This window comes from Rhodococcus sp. 008, from assembly GCF_001682295.1.
Taxonomy (GTDB): Bacteria; Actinomycetota; Actinomycetes; order Mycobacteriales; family Mycobacteriaceae; genus Rhodococcus_F; species Rhodococcus_F qingshengii.
The window spans coordinates 644848-663896 of the sequence record NZ_CP012749.1 but is presented as its reverse complement, the minus strand read 5'-3'; the positions used below and the strand labels follow the sequence as shown (position 1 = coordinate 663896).

The window sequence follows — 19049 nt, the reverse complement described above, 5'->3', positions numbered from 1 at the left end:
ACCCGCCTGATGGCGGGCAATGGCGTGAGCTTTCCGGTCATTATCCCTGCCAGTCTGCGTTCAGTCGGCGCGCAGATTCCAGAGTTGCGATGGCCTCTTCGGTGTCAACTCGTGCGAGTACCAATGCACTTACCGTGCAGGAGAGAAGGATTCGAGTGCGATCTGAGAGCGTGGCGTCTGTCTCGGTTGGAAACGCGGCGTGTAATCCACTGTTGATCGCGTCGGCGAGTTCTCGGCGGTACGCGCGGATCACTGCGGCCGCCGCATCGTCGTGCGCGCCGAGTCCGGCAGCCGTATTGAGAAGTAGGCAACCGCGCCGAGGCGAGTCGGCGGTCATGGTGCCGATCGCTTGCGCAAGCGAGGAAAGGTAGTCGTCGACTGCGTCTGCCCCGGGATTTGTCGTGAGGCTGCGCAGACGTGGCCGGATGACATGGTCGAGGTACATCTGCACGGCGGCGTCGAACAATCCGCGCTTGTTGGTGAACGAGTTGTAGAGACTTGACCGACTCAGCCCCGTCGCGGATTCGAGGTCGCCGAGTGAGGCACCTTCGTATCCGCGTGCCCAGAAAACGTCCAAAGCGGCAGCGACCACGGCTGTTGTGTCGAATTCTTGTGATCTGCCCATCAAAGCCTCGCTCTTTCTGTATCGTTCGGTCCAGTATATATTGGACTGAACGATACAGAATTCACTCGAAGCAACAGGAGCTCACCGATGAACGTCGCCGGCTACATCTTCGCGGGACTGGCCGCAGCAGTGCACGTGTACATTTTTGTCCTCGAATCGATTCTCTGGACGGCCCCGAAGACCCGCGCCACGTTCGGCGTGAAGTCCGAGGAAGAGGCGATCACCACGCAGCCGCTCGCCTTCAACCAGGGCTTTTACAACCTTTTCTTGGCGATCGTGTCGGCGGTCGGCATCGTGATTGCGGCGACCGGCTCCGCGTCGGTCGGAATTGCCCTCGTCCTGGCAGGCACAGGATCGATGGTTGCCGCGGGATTGGTGCTGATTCTCTCGTCTCCCGACAAAGCCCGCGCAGCCGTCGTACAGATGCTTTTCCCAGCTATTGCCGTTGTTCTGCTGGTAATCCACCTGCTCTGAGTGGTCTCTATCCGCCGCCGAGCACCAGTGATTCGATCAACGCAAAAGCGCCGTTGAGTGCTCCGCAATCGAAGGCTTCGGCCAGGGCGTAACCGATGACAAGTTCGTCGGTGCTCGGCGTGCTCGACCAGACTGCGTCGGTCTGTCTGGGATCGGATTCCTCGTTCTTGGAGAAGTGCCCGATCCGCAATCCGTCGCGGGTGAATGCACTGTTCGCGTCGTCGACTGGGGCGAAGTTCAAACTCACGCCGTCGACGAGTGCCGAGACAGAGTACGAGCGACGGGACAGAAACCCTTTGCCGACAGTGAGTTCGACTTCATCGCCACCGACAGTGAAGAACAAGTCGGCGGCGGCGCGCGTTCCGATGGGTGTGCCTTCACGGCGCGGGGCATCGACTCGACGCGTCAACAGAGCGTGTGAGTTGCCGTTTCGGACGTCGACGACCCCCGTGTCGACATCGAACGAGATCTCGACTTTTCCGTGAATCGGGTCCATTACGGCGTATTTGACCGTCACTGTGCCTACCCCCTGTAAGTGTGAACTCGGGTCCATAATACGTGGTGGGAGCGTTGTCCAGTATGCCCGAATCCAAAAAAATAGTGCCGAATGACGCGCGTTTGCGGCCAAATGCTTCTACGCTGGGTCTTGGGTTTGTTGCGCATCCCACAACGGTTTGTCCCACGCCAGACGAGGAGCGCCTATGAGGTTGTCGACTACTTGTTCTGTTGCTACGAAGGCTTGATCAAGCCGGAATTGCCTCTGCCGGATGGTGCTCGAGACCCATCCGGCAGAGGCAATTCTGCATCAGTTCGGGCCTTCAGCCGCCGGCGAATTTTTCCGAGGTGCCGAGATCGATCGGCAACGCGATGCCGGTGATCCCGCGGCCTGCCGGCCCCACCAGATAGAACACCGCATCCGCAATCACCTCGGGGTCGACCCACGGGTGGGGCAGCAGATTCAGCTTCGACATGATCGGAGCGGTATCGGCGAGGACAGGATTCTCCAAGTCTGGACGGAACGCACGAACCATCGGTTCGTTGTCGATCATCGTCGTTCGCACATTGCCCGGGTGTACGGAGTTGACTCGGATGTCTGCCCAGCCGAGTTCGTTGGCCAGAGACTTCGCCAACCCCCGAACGGCGTGCTTGGACGCGGAGTAGTGTGCAATCCCCGGCACGCCTCGAAGCCCGGCCATCGAGCTGATCAACACAATGGATCCACCTCGATTGCCGTTCATGATGTGCGGAATCGACACCTTGGTCGTCAACCAGACGCCGGTGACGTTGATATCGATCAGCTCGCGGAACTCTTCGGCGCTCAGGTCCCAGGACAATTTCGCCGACGCCGCGATTCCCGCGTTGGCGATCACGATGTCCAGTCGGCCGAGTTTCTCGACTCCGGCGTCGACCGCTGATTTCAGGGCATCGAGGTCGCGAGTGTCCGCGACGGATGCGACGATACGCCGGCCCTGAGCTTCGACCAGGGCGACGGTCTGGGCGAGGTCGGCTTCGGTGGCCATGTCGTACCCCGCCGTTGCGACCGGCGCGCAGAGATCCACCGCGATGATGTCCGCGCCCTCGGACGCGAGCTTGACGGCATGCGCGCGCCCTTGACCACGCGCCGCTCCGGTGATGAATGCGACCTGACCGTCCAAATTGCCCATCGAACTTCCCCTGCCCGTGTGAATCGCCGAAACTGGAACGTGTTCATACTGCTACGTCCGGAGGCAGACAGACAGGGGAATTCGCTGAATCCTTATCCGCGAAGGAGTTTGGACAACTCGTCCAATACGCTCGCGTCCTCGATGGTCGACGGGACCGTGTACTCCTCGTTGTCGGCGATCTGCCGCATGGTCTTGCGGAGGATCTTGCCGGAACGAGTCTTCGGTAGTGCGGCGACGACGGTGACGTCCCGGAACGTGGCGACGGCACCGATCTGGTCTCGCACCCGCGCGACCAGTTCCTGTCGGAGTGTTTCGGGATCGATGTCGACGCCGGACTTGAGCACGACATAACCGCTCGGCCGTTGCCCCTTGAGTTCGTCGTGAATGCCGATGACCGCGCATTCGGCGACAGCCGGGTGGCCGGCGACGACGGCCTCCATGCTTCCGGTCGAAAGGCGATGTCCGGCAACGTTGATCACGTCGTCACTTCGTCCGAGCACGAAGACGTAGTTGTCCTCGTCGATGTACCCGGAGTCGCCGGTGAGGTAATACCCTTCGAAAGTCGACAGGTAGGACTTCACGTACCGGTCCTCGTCACGCCACAGTCCGGCGAGTGTTCCGGGAGGAAGCGGCAGGCCGATCACGATGTTGCCCTCGGTGCCCGGACCCACGAGTTCGCCCTTGCCGTCGACGATTTCGACGCGGTATCCGGGGCAGGCGACGGTGGGTGAGCCCGCTTTGATCTCCATCGGTTCGAGGCCGCGCAGGTTCGCGCAGATGGCCCAACCGGTTTCGGTCTGCCACCAGTGATCGACCACCGGGCGATCGAGAATCCGAGTAGCCCACTCGTAGGTGTCGGGATCCAAGCGCTCGCCGGCCGCGAACAGTGTGTCGAGCGACGAGATGTCGTACTTGGCAAGCTCTTTTGCGTCCGGGTCGGCCTTGCGGACCGCGCGGATCGCTGTCGGAGCGGTGAAGAGTGCCGACACGTTGTATTCGGAAATGATGCGCCAGAACGCACCGGCGTCGGGGGTGCCGACGGGCTTGCCTTCGTACATGACCGTCGTGGCTCCGGCGAGCAACGGTCCGTAGACGATGTAGGAGTGGCCGACCACCCAGCCGACGTCGGAGGCGGTCCACCACACCTGTCCTGGGCTGATGTCGTACAGATTCTTCATGGTCCACGTCAGCGCAACGGCATGGCCACCGTTGTCCCGGACGACGCCCTTGGGCTTACCGGTCGTTCCCGAGGTGTAGAGGATGTAGAGCGGATCCGTCGCGGCGACCGACACCGGGTCGGCCGGGGTGGCGTCGGCGATCAGCTCGTCCCAGTCGAACCAGGCTGCGGCACTTGACTTGTAGTCGGAAGCTGCACCGGGAATCTGCTCGCGATTCTTCACGATCACGGTGTGCGCGGGAGTGGCGGACAGTTGCAGAGCCTTCTCGACCATCGGCAGGTACTCGATTGTTCGTCCGGGTTCGAGGCCGCCGGACGCCGTCACGAGCACCACTGGACCGGCGTCGTCGATTCGCGTTGCGAGCTCCTTGGCCGCAAAGCCGCCGAACACCACCGAATGCACAGCGCCGATTCGCGCACACGCGAGCATCGCGATCGCAGCCTCGGGGATCATCGGCATGTAGATGATCACGCGGTCGCCCGCCACCACACCCTGATCTTTCAAGACGCCGGCGAAGAGTGAGACCTGCTCGAGCAATTCGGCGTAGGTGTACGTGGCCTTGGTGGGTACCATCGCGGAGTCGAAGATCAACGCGGTCTGATCGCCGCGGCCGTCGCGGACGTGCCGATCGAGGGCATTGAAGCTGGTGTTGAGCGAAGCATCCGGGAACCAGCGATAGATCGGCGCGGCAGAGTCGTCGAGAGCCTTGGTGGGGGCGACATCCCAGTCGACGGCCCGCGCAGCGTCGAGCCAGAACTTCTCCGGCTGATCCATGCTCTCGCGATATGCGTCGGCATACGTGGTGTGGGACGCCTGCTCGGAAGAGCTCATCGACGTGTGTCCTCTCGTGAACTTCGCTTACCGGTGACCTGAAACACCTTAGGTCACCGTCAGTGCGGTGCGCCTCAGTAGCGGTGCGGGTACCGTCCCTTTGCGCCGGGCGGGCCTGTCCCGTCGGCCAGTGGCGCGCAGGGGTGGGATAGGGCAGGGACTGAAAGGGGGGATCGATGTGACAGGTGCAGCGCAACGCGCAGGCTTCTGGGGAGTCCTCGCTCTGCGTGACTTCCGACTTCTGTGGACCGGCGACGCAGTCAGCGGTATCGGAAACGGTGTCACGACCGTCGTACTGCCGCTGATCGCGCTTCGCGAACTGGACGCGAGTAGCTTCCGGATCGGTGTGCTGGCATCGGCAGTGTGGTTGCCGTGGTTGATCGTCGGACTACCAGCCGGTGCCTGGATCGACCGGCTGCCTCGGCGCCCGATCATGATGATCGCGAACGCTGCGTGCGCGCTGTTCTTCGCGAGCATCGCGATCGCCGGCTTCCTGGAGGCGATGACATACGGCCACCTGCTCCTGGTCGCGCTGCTCACCGGTACAGCCACCGTCTTCTTCTAGGCGGCCTATCACTCGTATCTCCCCACGGTGCTCGCCGAAGCGGATCTTGTCGAAGGGAACTCGAAGATTCAGGGCGCTGAGGCCGCAACTCGGGTGATCGGCCCAAGCGTCGGTGGGCTGGTGGTTGCAACTGTCGGGCTCGCGGCCGGTCTGGTTGTCGACGCGTTCACGTTCGCCTTCTGCTTCGTATGCATCTGGCTGATTCGTGTGCAGGAGACCGTCCATCGCGGACGGAATCAGCGAGAACCGTTGCGACGCCAGATTGCGCTCGGACTGCGATTCGTCGCCGGTGATCCGTATCTGCGGTCGATCGTCGTCTACGGCACTCTGCTCAATTTCGGTCTCACTGGGTACTCCACGATCCAGATCGTGTTCCTGGAAAAGACGGTTGGCGTGGGGGAGTTCGGACTCGGGCTTCTCCTGGCGATTGCCGGGGTGGGCGGAATTGTCGGATCGATGATCGCGCGCCCGCTCGGCCGCAGATTCGGCACTGCCCGAAGCGTTCTCACCTGTCAGTTGGTGACGGGACCGTTCATCCTGTTAGCACCTCTGACGACGTACGGTGCCGGCCTGTTCTGGTTCTGCATCGGCGGCATGGTGATGGTTGCGGGCGTCGTGTCGTGCAACGTGGTGCTCGGCAGTTTCCGTCAAAGTTACTGTCCGCCGGACCGCCTCGGACGAGTGGTGGCAACGAGTATGTTCCTGCTGCACAGCAGCATTCCGCTCGGTGCTCTGACGGCAGGCTACCTCGGCGACGCAGTGGGACCGCGCGGGACGATGTGGATCATGGCCTGCCTGATCGCGCCGTGCGGATTGGTCCTGCTCTTCAGCCCGCTCCGCGGGATCCGCGATCTACCGAGTCGGCCTGCAGTCCCACTGCGGTAGAGGATTACTGCGGTAGAGCCGCGGCGGCCTCTTCGCTACGAATCGCGATGCGAAGAGTCGCGAGCATGAACAGCGACACTGCGAAACCGAAAAGCGCGCCGAACTGGTCCTGCGTGAACAGATAAACCTGCGTCACCAGGAGGCTCACGATGAGGGATGCACGCAGGAGCCTTAATGCTCGCAGGTACGGACCTCGGAAGAGGAACCACACTCCCAGAACCACAAGAACTCCGGTTGTGACGGTGGAGATCTGGACCACCAGGTCGGAGACGTCGTCGGCCTCGACGACGTTCTCGGAAACCAACGCGTAGATCACCTGGACAATCGCCAGAAGAGCCTGCAGTACGAACAGGGTCAGTACCAGTCGGCGGACGACCCGGTGCCGGAGCAGTTCCTCGGCACGGTGGAAGAACGCGTTGCGGCCACGAGTGATCTTCGATTCGATACCGCCGGTCGGCGGAGTCTGTGAATGCAGGCCGGCTTTGATCGAATCGACGAGGTCGGTGAGGCTGCGGTCTTCGACGCCGTCGAGTACGCGGAGGGCGTGGTTGTACTGGATCTCGTCGAGCTGACCGAGAGCGAGGTCCGAGAGCGCGCGCGCCCCGATGGCGAGCCGATGACGATCATTCATTCCGCGCCGAATCACCACCTCGCGCGCGGCAAGATAGAAGAGAACGAAGACGACGTACATGATCGCGATGGCAGGCTGGTAGAAGTAATCGACATCGGCGGTGACGAATTTTCCGACCTCGTCAATGAAGAGACCGAACCCGATTCCGCCGACGAGCGTGGCCAGGTCACGCGTGCGAGAGCCTTCGGTGATGGCGGTCGCCACGATGGCTACGGCCATCAGCAATCCGCCCCAGAGAACGTGTGCGATGTGGAGGGCGCCGCCCCCGATCTGGGGATAGCCCGTTGCCGCCAGATATGCGCGGGTGATCAGCACGGTGGCGATGCCCGCGAACAGGAACAATTCGAAACGAGCGAGTGCCGCGCGGTCGTAACTGTGCGGCAGCGTCAGCGCATTCCGGTCCTTCGTCGTCATTGCGGAACTCCCAGGTTTCGATAGCGCGCGATACGGGAGGACTGGCGATCGGTGTCCGACTCTTCGGCAAGCACGAAGAGTTCGTGCGCTATCGCAGCCCCTACCCTCTTGGAGAATTCCACGGGTTCGTCGGCCGCGTCAGGCGTTTCGGGAATGATCGCGTCGATCACGCCGTCTCGAAGCAGATCCAACGAACGAATGCCCTGCGCTGCCGCCATCTCCGGTGCGTGACTGATGTCGCGATGGACGATCGCGCTTGCGCCTTCCGGCGGCAGGGGAGCGAGCCACCCGTTCTGTGCCGCGAGTACCCGATCGGCGGGCAGCAGCGCGAGCGCCCCGCCGCCTGTTCCCTGGCCGAGCAACACCGACACTGTCGGGGTCTTCAGCGTCACGAGGTCGGCGATGCAACGGGCGATCTCAGGGGCCAGTCCACGTTCTTCAGCTTCTTTGGACAGCGACGCGCCCAATGTGTCGATCACTAGGACAAGCGGGAGTTGTAGTTCTTCGGCAAGTTTCATGCCCCGTCGCGCTTCCCTGAGCGCGGCCGGTCCCATCGTGGTGAGCGCGGATTGGCCACTGCGGTCCTGGCCGAGCAGGATGCACGGAAAGCCTCGGAAGCGGGCGAGCGAGAGCAAGATCGTCTTGTCGGTTTCACCCTGCCCGGTGCCGCTGAGCGGTACCTGTTCAGTTGCGGCATGGCGGAGCAACTGCCGGATGCCGGGTCGATCGGCCCGGCGCGAGAGCATCACCGACTGCCAGGCGGGAACATCGGGAATCTTGGGTGAGGGAATCGGGTCCGTGGCCGCCGGGGCCGGGGGATCGGTGAGCACGCACAACGCTCGGTTGACCAGCAGACGGAGGCGGTCGACGGGGACGACGCCGTCGATCACGCCGTTGCGATACAGATTCTCGGACGTCTGGATACCGTCGGGAAACTTTTCGCCGTACAGGGATTCGTAGACACGGGGTCCGAGGAATCCCACCAGAGCACCGGGTTCCGCGACGGTGATGTGGCCGAGGGATCCCCACGAGGCAAAGACCCCGCCGGTGGTGGGATTGCGCAGGTAAACCAGGTAGGGCAGGTGTGCCGCTTTGTGAACAGCCACTGCCGCAGCGATCTTCACCATCTGAACGAACGCCACGGTGCCCTCCTGCATCCGCGTTCCGCCGGAGGTTGGCGAGGCCAGCAGCGGGAGTTGTTCTGCCGTAGCACGTTCGACAGCGGTCACGATCCGCTCGGCTGCAGCAACTCCGATCGAACCGGCGAGAAAGCTGAATTCACAGGCAATTACCGCGACCCGACGTCCCCGAACGGTACCGACACCGGTGACGACGGACTCGTCAACTCCGCTCTTCTCGCGGGCCTTCGCCAGGTCTTCCGCGTATTTCGCGCCAGGTCCGACGTCGACGGGCGGGGAGTCCCAGGAGACGAAGCTCTCGGGATCGAGTACCGCAGTGAGTAGTTCTTCGGCCGAGATTCGCACAACGTCCTCCAAGTAAGCAGCACCCCGTCCAGGATGAACCTACCTGGACGGGGTGCCGCCGGGATCGCGTGGCGCCAGTTGTGCGCTGGAGAATCAGCGTCCGAACGCCTCTTTCCATGACACGACCTTGCCGATGCGAAGGATGGAGCGCTGGTAGATCTTTGCCGCGATCATCGACAGCGCAGCGGTCACCACCAGCATCAGCAGAATCGTTCCCACGATCTGGAACGGAGAAGCAACACCGGCGGAAATGCGCAGGGGCATGAGGATTGCCGAGAACGGCGGAATCCAACTCAACACGTTGCTCAGGGTTCCTTCTGGATTGCTCACCGAAACGAAAGCCACGCTGACCATTGCCATGACGAGCAGCGCGAGAGGCATCGCGGTGGCGTTGACGTCCTCCTGTCGCGAGACCATGGACCCGGCCGCGGCGTACAGCACGGCGAAGAAGAGGAAGCCGAGAATGAACCACCCGAGAGTGCCGAACAGAACGCCGATTGCGGTGCCCGTCACGGTCAGGACGCCCGTCGCCAGTCCGGTGGCGACGCCCGCGACGGCATAGGCAGCCATCTGCATCAGGCCGACAGCACCGATTCCGAGAACCTTGCCCCACAACAACTGCAGTGGACGGAGAGTGGAGAGCAGCAACTCGACGACACGGCTGGACTTCTCCTCGACGACGCCCATCGCCACGTACGTTCCGAACAACAGGATCTGCATGTACAGGAGCACCACAGCAGCGATCGACATCGCTATACGTTGGCCCTGTTCGGGATCCGGGGGATCGATGGCATCGATGGTGACCACTGCGGTGGACGTGGCTTCGGCGAGCTGAGCCGGGTCGATCCCCGCAGCGGAAAGCGCATTCGATTGTGCCTGCTGTGCAACGGAACTCTCGATGACGGCCCGCAGATTCGTGGCTACTTCCTTCTTGGTCACGACAGTGACGCCGCCGCCCGATCCAGCGATCACGGCCACGTCGAGGTCGCCGTCCTTGACTTGATCACGCGCGGTGCCGTCGTCGGAAACCTCCGTTACCGTCACCGGATTTCCGAGGGTGTCGCCGATGGACACCATCGTGGCACTGAGTGATTGGTTGCCGACCAAGCCGATCTTCGACTTGTCCTCGTCGCCGCCGGAGAAGAGCGAGAAGGCGATGATGCCGCCGATGATCGCGACCAGAATGATGACGTTGCTGATCACAAAACTCTTCTTCGAGATCTGCGTCATGAATTCGCGTCGGGCGACCAACCCGATGGCTCGACCTCCGCTCAACTGGTTGCTCATGCGGCTACTACCTCTCGGAACAGATCGGTCAGTGACGGACGTCGTAGCGTGAACTCGTGCACCGGTCCGGTTTTCAATGCTGCGTGCAGGATCTGCTGATCGTCGGCCGTGCCGTCGACGCTCAGGAGCGTTCGGCCGTCGAGGTGGCTCAGTGTGGTGACACCGATCAGATGGTGTGCCCAACCGACCGGCGCGTCAGGGGCGAAGACTTCGATTCGGCCGTCGCCCTTGCCTCGTAGCTCGTCGACGGTTCCGATCTCTCGCATGCTGCCGCGGCTGATGATGCCCACGCGATCGCACAGGCGCTCCACCAGATCCAGCTGATGGCTGGAGAAGATTACGGGAACGCCGGTGCGAGCCTTCTCGACCAGCACGTCACTCATGACATCGACTGCTACGGGGTCGAGGCCCGAAAACGGTTCGTCCAGAACGAGTACCGATGGGTCGTGAACCAGCGCCGCCGCGAGCTGCACACGTTGCTGATTACCGAGGGACAGGGAATCGACGGTGTCCTTGACGCGTTCGGCGATGCCCAGACGTTCGGTCCACCGCTCAGTGGCCGCGTGCGCGTCGGCCTTCGACAGTCCGTGTAGCTCGGCCAGATAGGAAAGTTGCGCTCCCACCTTCATCTTGGGGTAGAGGCCGCGTTCCTCCGGCATGTATCCGATAGTGCGACGCACGTCGAGGTCGACGGGTTTGCCGCCGAGGCGAACTTCTCCCGAATCTGCTCCGAGCACACCCAGCGCAATGCGCATCGTGGTCGTCTTGCCGGCGCCGTTGCTGCCGACGAATCCGAAGATCTCGCCTGGGCGCACTTCGAAACTCAGGTTGTCGAGTGCGACGACGTCGCCGTAGCGTTTCGAGATGCCGTCGATCGTGAGGGTGGCTGACATGGGTCCTTCCCATCGGTCGAGTGGTGCGCTTCGGTAATACGGGTCAGAGATCGAACTCTTCCGAATCAATCGGATCCGGGTCTGGATTGGTCCACGAGAGAATCATCGCGGGCGTGCACGCGCCGATCAGCATTGCAGTCAGTGCCAATAAACCTCCCGTGTAAGGCAGCCTCTCTACATTCCACTGCACCGACGAGGTGAAAATGAGGAAAATGGCGACAATGAAGACCAACGTTTGGGTCACGCTGAGCCCGACGGAGCGAGCGTCGTTGCGTTGCTGGATCTCCCATTCGTCCAACGCCTGCCGCGGAGCATCCCCTTGCCGGCCCGACACGATTTGAAGTGAGGACCACGTCGGCAGGAACAGCAGGGTGAGGACCGGCCATGCCACGGCGAAGAGCGGATTGAACAGGCATGCTGTGCTGACGGCAACCATCGTGGTGAACAGGACCGCCAAGGCGACGACGAGTACGCGCCGACGTCGACGGGTTCGCCAATTCGGGAGCCAATGTCGGAACGTCTCCTCGTTCTGCAGGAACCGCCGAGTGCGGTGGGCCTGGTAGCGGTCGATCAGATTTGATTCAGGCACTTGGCTTTTCACTCCCCTCGGTAGTGCGGTCAGATCGGTAGACCTCCGTCGACGGTGCATTCCGGTAGACCTCCGTCGACAGCGGCCCGAACTCCGTCCGGGAGAACACCGCCTCCACCGGGAGGTCGAACACCCAGCAGATTCGGAATGCAAGATCCAGGCTGGGGTAGTGGTCACCGCGTTCGAGTGCCCCCACCGTCTGCGGATTCACGTCGACGAGTTGCGCAAGCTGTGCCCGGCTCATCTTCCGCTCGGCGCGAAGCACTCCGATGCGATTGAAGATGGGGAGCGCGTCTCCCCGCCGGACTGGGCTCATGCATCAAAGTGTTGTAAAAACCCAACAGTTTGTCAACACGAACCGCGATTGTTCCGCTTCTGGGGCGTGCCGGCGGATAAGGTTCGGGCAACGGAAGGGGCTTGGCATAGTGGTCGAACAGTTGGTGCTCGAAGAGTCCGGCCTGGTCGTGCAGGTGCGCGAGGATGGTAGCTACTGCGTGGGACCGCAAGGGCGCGAAGCGGTCTGGCGCGATCCGATGGAGAAGGGTGCAGTCATCGGTATCGGGCAGCACACTCCGGGGGATGTGGAAGGCGAATCGTGGTGGGTCGTGTACGGCCAGTCGGACATCGGGGCGGACGTCACCGTTCGACTCGAGGACGGGTCGCACGTGCCGGTTTCGCGCCTCGGTGAGATCTTCGCCAGTGAATGGGTGAGTACCCCGCAGCAGGCGTTGCTGTACCGGTCCGATCGCCCGGTGGAGTCGCAGCCCACTAAACTGTCTGTGCTGTTCGCCAGGCCGAAGTTCATGCCCAAGGCGGCGTTTCCGGAGAATGATCGCTTGTAGTTGAAGCGAGCTGCCGTCGGGAGGCTGGCAGCCATTTTCTCGAAACATTACGGTACGTACTGTACTGTTTTGGAATGACAACTTGGCCGAACGACCTCGCAGTAGTGCAAGTGCGCGTAGCGCGACCCACCGACAGGCTCGACGACGTGATTGCGTTCTATCGCGACTGTCTGGGATTGCCAGAGCTCTACCGGTTCTCCGGTCATGCCGGGTACGACGGAATCATGCTGGGTCTGCCGGATTCGAACTATCACCTCGAATTCACGACCCACGAAGACGGAAGCCCGTGCCCGGCGCCGACGCAGGACAACCTGTTGGTGCTCTACTTCGCCGGCGAGTCGGCGATGTACGAGGTAGTTCAGAGGTTGGGGGAAGCAGGGCACGAACCCGTTGGCGCCGAGAATCCGTACTGGGAGGAGAATGCGGGGATGACTTTCGAAGATCCCGACGGCTGGCGTCTGGTGCTCATGCCGCGGCCGGTGCTGTAGATGGTGCGCGCCCGCGACGAGCGGATCGACGACGCCGTTCTGGCGGCAACCCTGGAGTTGTTGGGGAAGAACGGATATGCGGAGCTGTCGATTGGTTCGGTGGCGACGAGAGCGGGCGTGCATCGACCCGCCATCTACCGGAGATGGCCGTCGAAGCGGCATCTGGTGGTGGACGTCGTCGTGGCGCACATCGGCACTGATCCAACGCCGGACACCGGCGATCTCAGGGCAGACCTGGTCGCCGGCATCACGACATTGGTTGTGGGGCTGAGCGAAACGGTAGTCGGGCGGATCCTGCCCGCGTTGGTCGCGGATCTGGCGGCGGACCCGGAATTGGCGCGGGATTTCCAGTCGGCATTCTTTCAGCCTCGACGCGATTCCACTGCGGCAGTGCTGGAATCGGCGCGCCTACGCGGCGACATACGGAGCGACTTCGACCTGGACTTCGTCCTGGACGCGCTGGCGTCGCCGATCTATTACCGAGCGTTGTTCCGTCACTTACCGCTGGACGCGCTCCTGGCCGAGCAGTCCGTCGATTCTGTGCTGCTGACGTTGACTCCCCACGAAAATTCTTGAAGCCGTTTCGATTCAGTTCAATTCGACTGGATCAGGCCCGACACGGCTGTCGGTGTTCAGCGCTGCGATGGCCGCTGACTCGTCGGCATCGAGTGCGAAGTCGAAGATTGCGGCGTTGTCGCGCATGCGTGCAGGCGTGACCGACTTCGACAGAACGGTGTGACCCTGTTCGAGATGCCAGCGCAGAATTATCTGTGCCGGGCTCTTGCCGTGTGCTGCAGCAATTTTCCCGATGGCCGGGTCGTCGAGGATGGTTCCTTGTCCCAATGGGCTCCAAGCCTCGATTTCGATGCTGCGACTCTGGGCGTACTCCCGAGAAGTGTGCTGTTGCAGTCTGGGGTGCAATTCGATCTGGTTGACGGCCGGGGTGGTCGCGCTGTGCTGGGCCAGCAGTTCGAGGTGCTCGGGCAGGAAGTTGGACACGCCGATCGCACGGGTGCGGCCGGAGGCGAGAATTTGCTCGAATGCCGCCCAGGTCTCGACGAACAGGCCCTTTGCCGGCGCGGGCCAGTGAATCAGATAGAGGTCGACGTAGTCGAGTCCGAGCTTGTCGAGGCTGGTGTCGAAAGCGGCGAGTGTTCGGTCGTGGCCCTGATCGTCATTCCACAGCTTGGTGGTGACGAACAGCTCTGACCTAGGGATATCCGAACCTGCGATGGCGCGGCCGACCCCGGCTTCATTTCCGTAGATCGCGGCCGTGTCGATGTGGCGGTAGCCGATCTCGAGAGCTGCGGCAGTGACCTCTTCGGTCTGTGCGTCCGGTACCTGGAAAACGCCGTACCCGAGTTGCGGGATGGTGATCGGCTCGCCGGTGGTTCCGTGAGTCAGTGTGCGGTCGGGGATCGACAACATTGAAGAGTGCCTTTCGGGACTGGGATGTGGCAGCTCGACGGGGGATCATGTCATCCGCGGGCCACCTATGCCGCGCATGCAACTATTGCGTGCGCCTGATAAATAGTTGCACACGCGGGTTGTCTGCGCAAGCAGAGTCGATCGGCTACTCCTCGAAGAGCTGTCCGTTCTCCATTCTCCACCGGCGCGTGCTTCGGGTGGACTGCAGCATGCGTCGATCGTGAGTGACCAGAAGGAGGGTTCCCTCGAACGACTCCATTGCCTGCTCGAGCTGTTCGATCGCCGGAAGGTCGAGATGGTTCGTCGGCTCGTCCAGTACCAGTAGGTTCACGCCGCGAGCCTGGAGCAAAGCAAGTGCAGCCCTTGTTCTCTCGCCGGGGGACAGGGAAGCGGCAGATCTGAGTACGTGGTGTCCGCGCAGGCCGAACTTGGCGAGGAGAGTGCGGACATCGGCATCGGGCCAGTCCGGAACCTGCGCACCGAAGGCCTCCACGACTGGTTGATCACCTTCGAACAATCCACGCGCCTGATCGATCTCACCGATCGCGACACCGGAACCCAGCGACGCGATGCCCTCGTCCGGGACGAGTTTGCCGAGCAGGACGTTCAGGAGGGTGGTCTTGCCTGCCCCGTTCGCGCCCGTGACGAGAATCCGATCGCCCCAGTCGATCTGCGTCGTGACCGGACCGAACGTGAACTGACCGCGAGTTACCTTGGCGCCGTTCGTGGTTGCGACAACGGAACCGGACCGCGGCGCCGCCGCGATCTCCATGCGAAGTTCCCACTCCTTGCGCGGTTCCTCGACGACTTCGAGTCGCTCGATGCGGCGTTGAGTCTGGCGGGCCTTCGCGGCTTGCTTCTCCGTCGACTCGGTCCGCAATCCGCGTCCGATCTTGTCGTTGTCCTTGGCTTTACGACGCGCGTTGCGGACGCCGTGTTCCATCCAGTTGCGCTGCATCTGTGCGCGATCTTCGAGATCGGAGCGGGTGCCTGCGTATTCCTCGAACGCCTCGCGTGCGTGCTGGCGGGCGATCTCGCGTTCGGCGAGGTACGACTCGTAGCCGCCGTCGTACACGGCGATGTCCTGTTGTGCCAGATCGAGTTCCACGATTCCGGTGACGGTGCGCGAGAGGAACTCGCGATCGTGGCTCACGACAACCAGTGCTGCGCGCGTCTCGGCGACAAATCGCTCCAACTGCTCGAGACCGCGTAGGTCGAGATCGTTGGTGGGCTCGTCCAACAAGAGAATGTCGTAGCGCGAAAGCAACAGTGACGCGAGGCCGGCGCGCGCGGCCTGACCGCCGGACAATGCCGTCATATGTGCATCGAGTGGAACTCCGAGACCGAGTTCTTCGACCACCTTCTCGGCGCGCTCGAGCAGGTCGGCGCCGCCGAGAGCGAGCCAGCGTTCCAGTGCCGGGGAGTACAGATCCTCTTCGGCTTCGGCCAGGGTTTCGGCTGCGGCGTTCATGACTTCCTCGGCGTGGGCGACGCCGGTGCGGCGGCCGAGGAACTCGAGGACGGTCTCACCCTCGATGCGATCGGGTTCCTGCGCGAGGTAACCGACCGCAGCATCCGGCGGGCTGAGGATGATCGAACCTTCGACGTCGGCGGTTCCGATTCCGGCCAGTGCGGTGAGAAGCGTCGACTTGCCGGCGCCGTTCGCGCCGACGAGGCCGATGACGTCGCCGGGGGCAACGGTGAGGTCGAGGTCGGAGAACAGGGTGCGTTCTCCCCGGGAAGCAGAGAGGCCGCTGATGCGCAGTGTTGCAGTCACCTGAGAAGTATCCCCGGTGCTGTGCGCCTTTATTAACCGCGGGCGGTTAATAAAGGCGCACAGCAGTCAGCCACGGACCAGGTGATACCAGCACGGATGTGCCGCACGGACCGGAAGTGGCGATTCACTCACGTCCGCGGCCATGCTCGAGGCCATCGACCAACCGTCGAATGCTCGCATGACGTCCTCCTCCGAGACGCCGTGTGGCATCGGCCAACGGTGCCCCGGTCCGAATGCGAACATCACCATGGACGCCCCGGGTGCGGTGATCGCGTTTACGGATCTCCCGTAGTCCCGCCGTTGATGATCGGTGAGCCCGTGAAAACAGCCGATGTCGAGCACCAGCATGTGCCCGCCGTCGACGGCAATGTGCAGGTCTGCCGCGTCCTCGTGGAGGAACCGGACGTCGACGTGTGCTTCACGCGCGTGTATGCGCGCTTTGTCCAGCGGTTCCTGTTCGGCGTCGACGCCGGTGACGTGCCACCCGCGTTGCGCCAGCTCGATGGAATGGCGTCCGGTGCCGCAACCGATATCGAGTGCACGGCCACCTTCCGGGACGGGAATCGCATCCAGAAGGCCGGACAGTTGAGCGTCGAACCCGTGCCCGGTGTGCTCCCACGGAGTGACGCCGACCTTGTAGGCGAGACGATATCCGAGATTCATCGCTCTCTCTTTTCTCGAGGCGATTCGATTACTTGTATTCCAAGGTAGACCGGCATTTCGGGTGCGACAAGGGTGCGAAGAGGAGGTTCGGTGGGGAATGCCTCCTGGCACCCGTGCGTTGGATCCACATATGACCGAGACCAACGATGTGACCTCTGTACCGACCATTGTTCTGAACGACGGTAAGACGATCCCCGCACTCGGATTCGGTGTGTTCCAGGTTCCGGACGACGAGACGCAGGAAGCCGTCTCCACAGCCCTGAAGACCGGCTACCGCAGTATCGACACCGCCAAGATCTATGGCAACGAGGTGGGCGTCGGCCGCGCGATCGCCGAATCCGGCATCGCCCGCGAAGACCTCTACATCACGACAAAACTGTGGAACGACGACCAAGGCTACGACTCGACGCTTGCGGCATTCGACGCGAGCCTCGACAAGTTGGGTCTCGAGTACCTCGACCTGTACCTGATCCACTGGCCGGTTCCGTCCAAGGACCTGTACGTCGAGACGTTCAAGGCATTCCAGAAGCTCAAGGCCGACGGACGGGTTCGATCCATCGGCGTCTCCAACTTCACCATCGAGAACCTCGAGCGCGTCATCGGCGAAACCGGTGAGGTGCCGGTCCTCAATCAGATCGAGCTTCACCCCAAGTTCAACCAGGCAGAACTGCGCGCCTTTCACACCGGCAAGGGAATCGCGACGGAAGCGTGGAGCCCGCTCGGACAGGGAACCGTTCTCGGCGACCCCGTCATCACCGCTATCGCCGACGCTCATGGCGTCACCGCGGCTCAGGTGATCATTCGCTGGCACCTGCAGATCGGAAACGTGGTGATTCCGAAGTCGGTGACCCCCGAACGTATCGCCGCCAACTTCGATGTCTTCGGATTCGAACTGACACCGGAACAGATCAACGCGATCGGTGCTCTCGACGACCCGGCCGGCCGCATCGGCCCCGACCCGGTCACGCTCGGCAGCTAGTACTTCCGGCAGACCCACAAACGGCACTCCCGCAATTGCGGGAGTGCCGTTTTGTCGTGCGAGGTCAGTTCAGGTGCGTGCGATGTTCTGCGGTGAATGCGATGTGCTCGTCCGCGCGTCCGGTGCGGAGCTTCTCGACCCACTCGGGATCGGCGAGCAGCGCGCGCCCGATGGCAACCATGTCGAATTCACCCCTCTCGTACTGAGCTTCGAGACGCTCCAGCCCGGTGACGGCAGATGCAGCTTCGCCGGTGAATGCCGTCGTGAACACGGAATCGAGTCCGACCGAACCGACGGTGATGGTCGGCAACCCGGTCAGCTTCTTCGTCCAACCGGCGAGGCCGAGTGTGCCGTCTTCACCGTCGAGTTCAGTGAATGCCGGTTCCCAATGACGCCTCGTGGACGGATGCAGAACGTCGACGCCGGCGTCGACCAGGGGAGTGAGGATGCGGCCGAGTTCTGCCGGGCTCTGGGCGATACGAGCGTCGTAATGGCCGGACTTCCACTGCGAGAATCGGTAGACGATCGCGAACTCGTCCCCGACGGCCTCTCGGATTGCGGCGACGACCTCGGCCGGGAAACGGGTGCGGGCCTCGAGTGATCCGCCGTATCCGTCGGTTCGGACATTGGTTCCCGCCCAGAGAAATTCGTCGAGCAGGTAGCCATGTGCTCCGTGCAACTCGAGACCGTCGAAGCCGGTGTTCTTCGCGTTGAGTGCGGCGTCGACCCACGACTGCTTCAAGTCGTCGAGGTCAGAGGTGGTGAATTCTCGTCCCAGGCGGGTGCCGTCCAGTGCCAGGCCGGAGGGGCTGACGGTTTCGACCTCGGGGTTCAGGCGCGAGTTCTCGCCGCGTTCGACTCCGAGGTGCCACAGCTGAGGAATGATCGATCCGCCTTCGGCGTGGACGGCGTCGACAACCGACTTCCAGCCACCCAGGCTCGAATCGCCGTAGATGCGCGGTACGCGGGTGTGCGGGCCGGCTGCCGGGTCCGGGATGTACGTGCCTTCGGTGATGATCAAGCCGACACCACCTGCTGCGCGACGACGGTAGTACTCGGCTACGTCGGCGCCGGGGATTCCGTCCGGCGAGAAGGCGCGCGTCATCGGGGCCATGGCGAAACGGTTACGCAACGAGAGTGATTTGACCTCGAAAGGCTCGAAGAGGCCGCGCAACGCGGAGGCCTCGGGTGCTGTCGATGTGTCGGGAAGAGTCACGGGTTTGTTCAACGCGGCGGACCCTCGACCTATTCCGCCGCCTGACTTTATCTCACCGAAATCTGCAAAAGGTTGCGTACGTTCGGTTTTCGATAGATGCTCACGTCGACCACACTTAGTTTGTGCATTAACTATT

Annotated in this window: 21 protein-coding genes; 7 read left to right on the top strand and 14 right to left on the bottom strand. The window is 62.5% G+C overall.

Annotated features, from left to right (window positions below; translation table 11 throughout):
- Positions 1-40: 40 nt before the first annotated feature.
- Complete coding sequence (locus AOT96_RS03050; RefSeq protein ID WP_065351276.1) at positions 41-625, bottom strand: TetR/AcrR family transcriptional regulator; 585 nt, start codon at positions 623-625, stop codon at positions 41-43.
- A gap of 87 nt (positions 626-712) precedes the next feature.
- On the opposite strand from AOT96_RS03050, the gene AOT96_RS03045 reads away from it, so the two are divergent.
- Positions 713-1099, top strand: coding sequence for a DUF1304 domain-containing protein (locus tag AOT96_RS03045; protein ID WP_003939752.1), 387 nt, complete (start codon positions 713-715; stop codon positions 1097-1099).
- A 7-nt stretch (positions 1100-1106) separates the two neighbouring features.
- Here the strand turns inward: AOT96_RS03045 and AOT96_RS03040 are convergent, their stop codons facing one another.
- From AOT96_RS03040 to AOT96_RS03030, 3 genes are all read right to left on the bottom strand, one after another.
- A complete protein-coding gene (locus AOT96_RS03040) occupies positions 1107-1616 on the bottom strand; it encodes a hypothetical protein (protein ID WP_223304422.1) in 510 nt (169 codons plus the stop codon).
- A gap of 301 nt (positions 1617-1917) precedes the next feature.
- Positions 1918-2763 (bottom strand): mycofactocin-coupled SDR family oxidoreductase, encoded by an 846-nt coding sequence (locus AOT96_RS03035; protein WP_007733421.1) that lies wholly within the window; start codon positions 2761-2763, stop codon positions 1918-1920.
- Between the two features lie 92 nt (positions 2764-2855).
- Positions 2856-4772 (bottom strand): propionyl-CoA synthetase, encoded by a 1917-nt coding sequence (locus tag AOT96_RS03030; RefSeq protein ID WP_003940009.1) that lies wholly within the window; start codon positions 4770-4772, stop codon positions 2856-2858.
- Between the two features lie 178 nt (positions 4773-4950).
- Here AOT96_RS03030 and AOT96_RS36430 point away from each other — a divergent pair, with 178 nt between their 5' ends.
- Both AOT96_RS36430 and AOT96_RS03025 read left to right on the top strand, forming a co-directional pair.
- Complete coding sequence (locus AOT96_RS36430) at positions 4951-5337, top strand: MFS transporter (protein ID WP_335739929.1); 387 nt, start codon at positions 4951-4953, stop codon at positions 5335-5337.
- 27 nt (positions 5338-5364) lie between these two features.
- Positions 5365-6222: an MFS transporter gene (locus AOT96_RS03025; protein ID WP_335739928.1), complete on the top strand. Its 858-nt coding sequence runs from the start codon at positions 5365-5367 to the stop codon at positions 6220-6222.
- 4 nt (positions 6223-6226) lie between these two features.
- Here AOT96_RS03025 and AOT96_RS03020 read toward each other — a convergent pair whose 3' ends face one another.
- From AOT96_RS03020 to AOT96_RS02995, 6 genes are all read right to left on the bottom strand, one after another.
- Positions 6227-7267 carry a hypothetical protein gene (locus tag AOT96_RS03020; protein WP_047270909.1) on the bottom strand — a complete coding sequence of 347 codons (1041 nt, stop codon included), beginning with the start codon at positions 7265-7267 and terminating at the stop codon, positions 6227-6229.
- Positions 7264-8751 carry an acetyl-coenzyme A carboxylase carboxyl transferase subunits beta/alpha gene (locus tag AOT96_RS03015; RefSeq protein WP_058226104.1) on the bottom strand — a complete coding sequence of 496 codons (1488 nt, stop codon included), beginning with the start codon at positions 8749-8751 and terminating at the stop codon, positions 7264-7266. The genes AOT96_RS03020 and AOT96_RS03015 overlap by 4 nt, the downstream gene beginning before the upstream one ends.
- 93 nt (positions 8752-8844) lie before the next feature.
- On the bottom strand, positions 8845-10038 hold the full coding sequence (locus AOT96_RS03010) for an ABC transporter permease (RefSeq protein ID WP_007733417.1): 1194 nt from the start codon (positions 10036-10038) through the stop codon (positions 8845-8847).
- Positions 10035-10931 carry an ABC transporter ATP-binding protein gene (locus AOT96_RS03005; RefSeq protein ID WP_003939757.1) on the bottom strand — a complete coding sequence of 299 codons (897 nt, stop codon included), beginning with the start codon at positions 10929-10931 and terminating at the stop codon, positions 10035-10037. The genes AOT96_RS03010 and AOT96_RS03005 overlap by 4 nt, the downstream gene beginning before the upstream one ends.
- A 43-nt stretch (positions 10932-10974) precedes the next feature.
- Entirely contained in the window at positions 10975-11520 is a 546-nt protein-coding gene (locus tag AOT96_RS03000) for a hypothetical protein (protein ID WP_003939943.1), read from the bottom strand.
- Positions 11513-11836, bottom strand: a complete 324-nt coding sequence (locus AOT96_RS02995; protein WP_003940147.1) for a helix-turn-helix transcriptional regulator — start codon at positions 11834-11836, stop codon at positions 11513-11515. Before AOT96_RS02995 ends, AOT96_RS03000 begins: the two co-directional genes overlap by 8 nt.
- Before the next feature lie 109 nt (positions 11837-11945).
- On the opposite strand from AOT96_RS02995, the gene AOT96_RS02990 reads away from it, so the two are divergent.
- The 3 genes from AOT96_RS02990 to AOT96_RS02980 all read left to right on the top strand — a co-directional run bounded on the left by AOT96_RS02990 (position 11946) and on the right by AOT96_RS02980 (position 13426).
- Positions 11946-12362: a hypothetical protein gene (locus AOT96_RS02990; protein ID WP_003940252.1), complete on the top strand. Its 417-nt coding sequence runs from the start codon at positions 11946-11948 to the stop codon at positions 12360-12362.
- Positions 12363-12436: 74 nt separating this feature from the next.
- The gene (locus AOT96_RS02985) at positions 12437-12850 is read left to right on the top strand and encodes a VOC family protein (RefSeq protein ID WP_021332241.1); all 414 of its coding nucleotides are present in this window, start codon (positions 12437-12439) and stop codon (positions 12848-12850) included.
- Positions 12851-13426, top strand: coding sequence for a TetR/AcrR family transcriptional regulator (locus AOT96_RS02980; protein ID WP_003939856.1), 576 nt, complete (start codon positions 12851-12853; stop codon positions 13424-13426). It begins immediately after the preceding gene.
- 12 nt (positions 13427-13438) lie between these two features.
- Here the strand turns inward: AOT96_RS02980 and AOT96_RS02975 are convergent, their stop codons facing one another.
- The 3 genes from AOT96_RS02975 to AOT96_RS02965 all read right to left on the bottom strand — a co-directional run bounded on the left by AOT96_RS02975 (position 13439) and on the right by AOT96_RS02965 (position 16718).
- Positions 13439-14278, bottom strand: a complete 840-nt coding sequence (locus AOT96_RS02975; RefSeq protein ID WP_003940402.1) for an aldo/keto reductase — start codon at positions 14276-14278, stop codon at positions 13439-13441.
- Positions 14279-14423: 145 nt separating this feature from the next.
- A complete protein-coding gene (locus tag AOT96_RS02970) occupies positions 14424-16055 on the bottom strand; it encodes an ABC-F family ATP-binding cassette domain-containing protein (RefSeq protein WP_030535395.1) in 1632 nt (543 codons plus the stop codon).
- A 66-nt stretch (positions 16056-16121) separates the two neighbouring features.
- Positions 16122-16718, bottom strand: coding sequence for a class I SAM-dependent methyltransferase (locus AOT96_RS02965; protein ID WP_050654692.1), 597 nt, complete (start codon positions 16716-16718; stop codon positions 16122-16124).
- 130 nt (positions 16719-16848) lie between these two features.
- Here AOT96_RS02965 and AOT96_RS02960 point away from each other — a divergent pair, with 130 nt between their 5' ends.
- A complete protein-coding gene (locus tag AOT96_RS02960; RefSeq protein ID WP_037128502.1) occupies positions 16849-17697 on the top strand; it encodes an aldo/keto reductase in 849 nt (282 codons plus the stop codon).
- 64 nt (positions 17698-17761) lie between these two features.
- Here AOT96_RS02960 and AOT96_RS02955 read toward each other — a convergent pair whose 3' ends face one another.
- Positions 17762-18913 (bottom strand): NADH:flavin oxidoreductase, encoded by a 1152-nt coding sequence (locus AOT96_RS02955; protein ID WP_065351275.1) that lies wholly within the window; start codon positions 18911-18913, stop codon positions 17762-17764.
- Between the last annotated feature and the right edge of the window lie 136 nt (positions 18914-19049).

What these genes read in the sequence shown, in the direction of transcription:
- AOT96_RS03050 (WP_065351276.1), bottom strand. Translation starts at nt 625, where the DNA reads ATGGGCAGATCACAAGAATTCGACACAACAGCCGTGGTCGCTGCCGCT.
- AOT96_RS03045 (WP_003939752.1), top strand. Translation starts at nt 713, where the DNA reads ATGAACGTCGCCGGCTACATCTTCGCGGGACTGGCCGCAGCAGTGCAC.
- AOT96_RS03035 (WP_007733421.1), bottom strand. Translation starts at nt 2,763, where the DNA reads ATGGGCAATTTGGACGGTCAGGTCGCATTCATCACCGGAGCGGCGCGT.
- AOT96_RS03030 (WP_003940009.1), bottom strand. Translation starts at nt 4,772, where the DNA reads ATGAGCTCTTCCGAGCAGGCGTCCCACACCACGTATGCCGACGCATAT.
- AOT96_RS03020 (WP_047270909.1), bottom strand. Translation starts at nt 7,267, where the DNA reads ATGACGACGAAGGACCGGAATGCGCTGACGCTGCCGCACAGTTACGAC.
- AOT96_RS03010 (WP_007733417.1), bottom strand. Translation starts at nt 10,038, where the DNA reads ATGAGCAACCAGTTGAGCGGAGGTCGAGCCATCGGGTTGGTCGCCCGA.
- AOT96_RS03005 (WP_003939757.1), bottom strand. Translation starts at nt 10,931, where the DNA reads ATGTCAGCCACCCTCACGATCGACGGCATCTCGAAACGCTACGGCGAC.
- AOT96_RS02995 (WP_003940147.1), bottom strand. Translation starts at nt 11,836, where the DNA reads ATGAGCCCAGTCCGGCGGGGAGACGCGCTCCCCATCTTCAATCGCATC.
- AOT96_RS02985 (WP_021332241.1), top strand. Translation starts at nt 12,437, where the DNA reads ATGACAACTTGGCCGAACGACCTCGCAGTAGTGCAAGTGCGCGTAGCG.
- AOT96_RS02980 (WP_003939856.1), top strand. Translation starts at nt 12,851, where the DNA reads ATGGTGCGCGCCCGCGACGAGCGGATCGACGACGCCGTTCTGGCGGCA.
- AOT96_RS02975 (WP_003940402.1), bottom strand. Translation starts at nt 14,278, where the DNA reads ATGTTGTCGATCCCCGACCGCACACTGACTCACGGAACCACCGGCGAG.
- AOT96_RS02965 (WP_050654692.1), bottom strand. Translation starts at nt 16,718, where the DNA reads ATGAATCTCGGATATCGTCTCGCCTACAAGGTCGGCGTCACTCCGTGG.
- AOT96_RS02960 (WP_037128502.1), top strand. Translation starts at nt 16,849, where the DNA reads ATGACCGAGACCAACGATGTGACCTCTGTACCGACCATTGTTCTGAAC.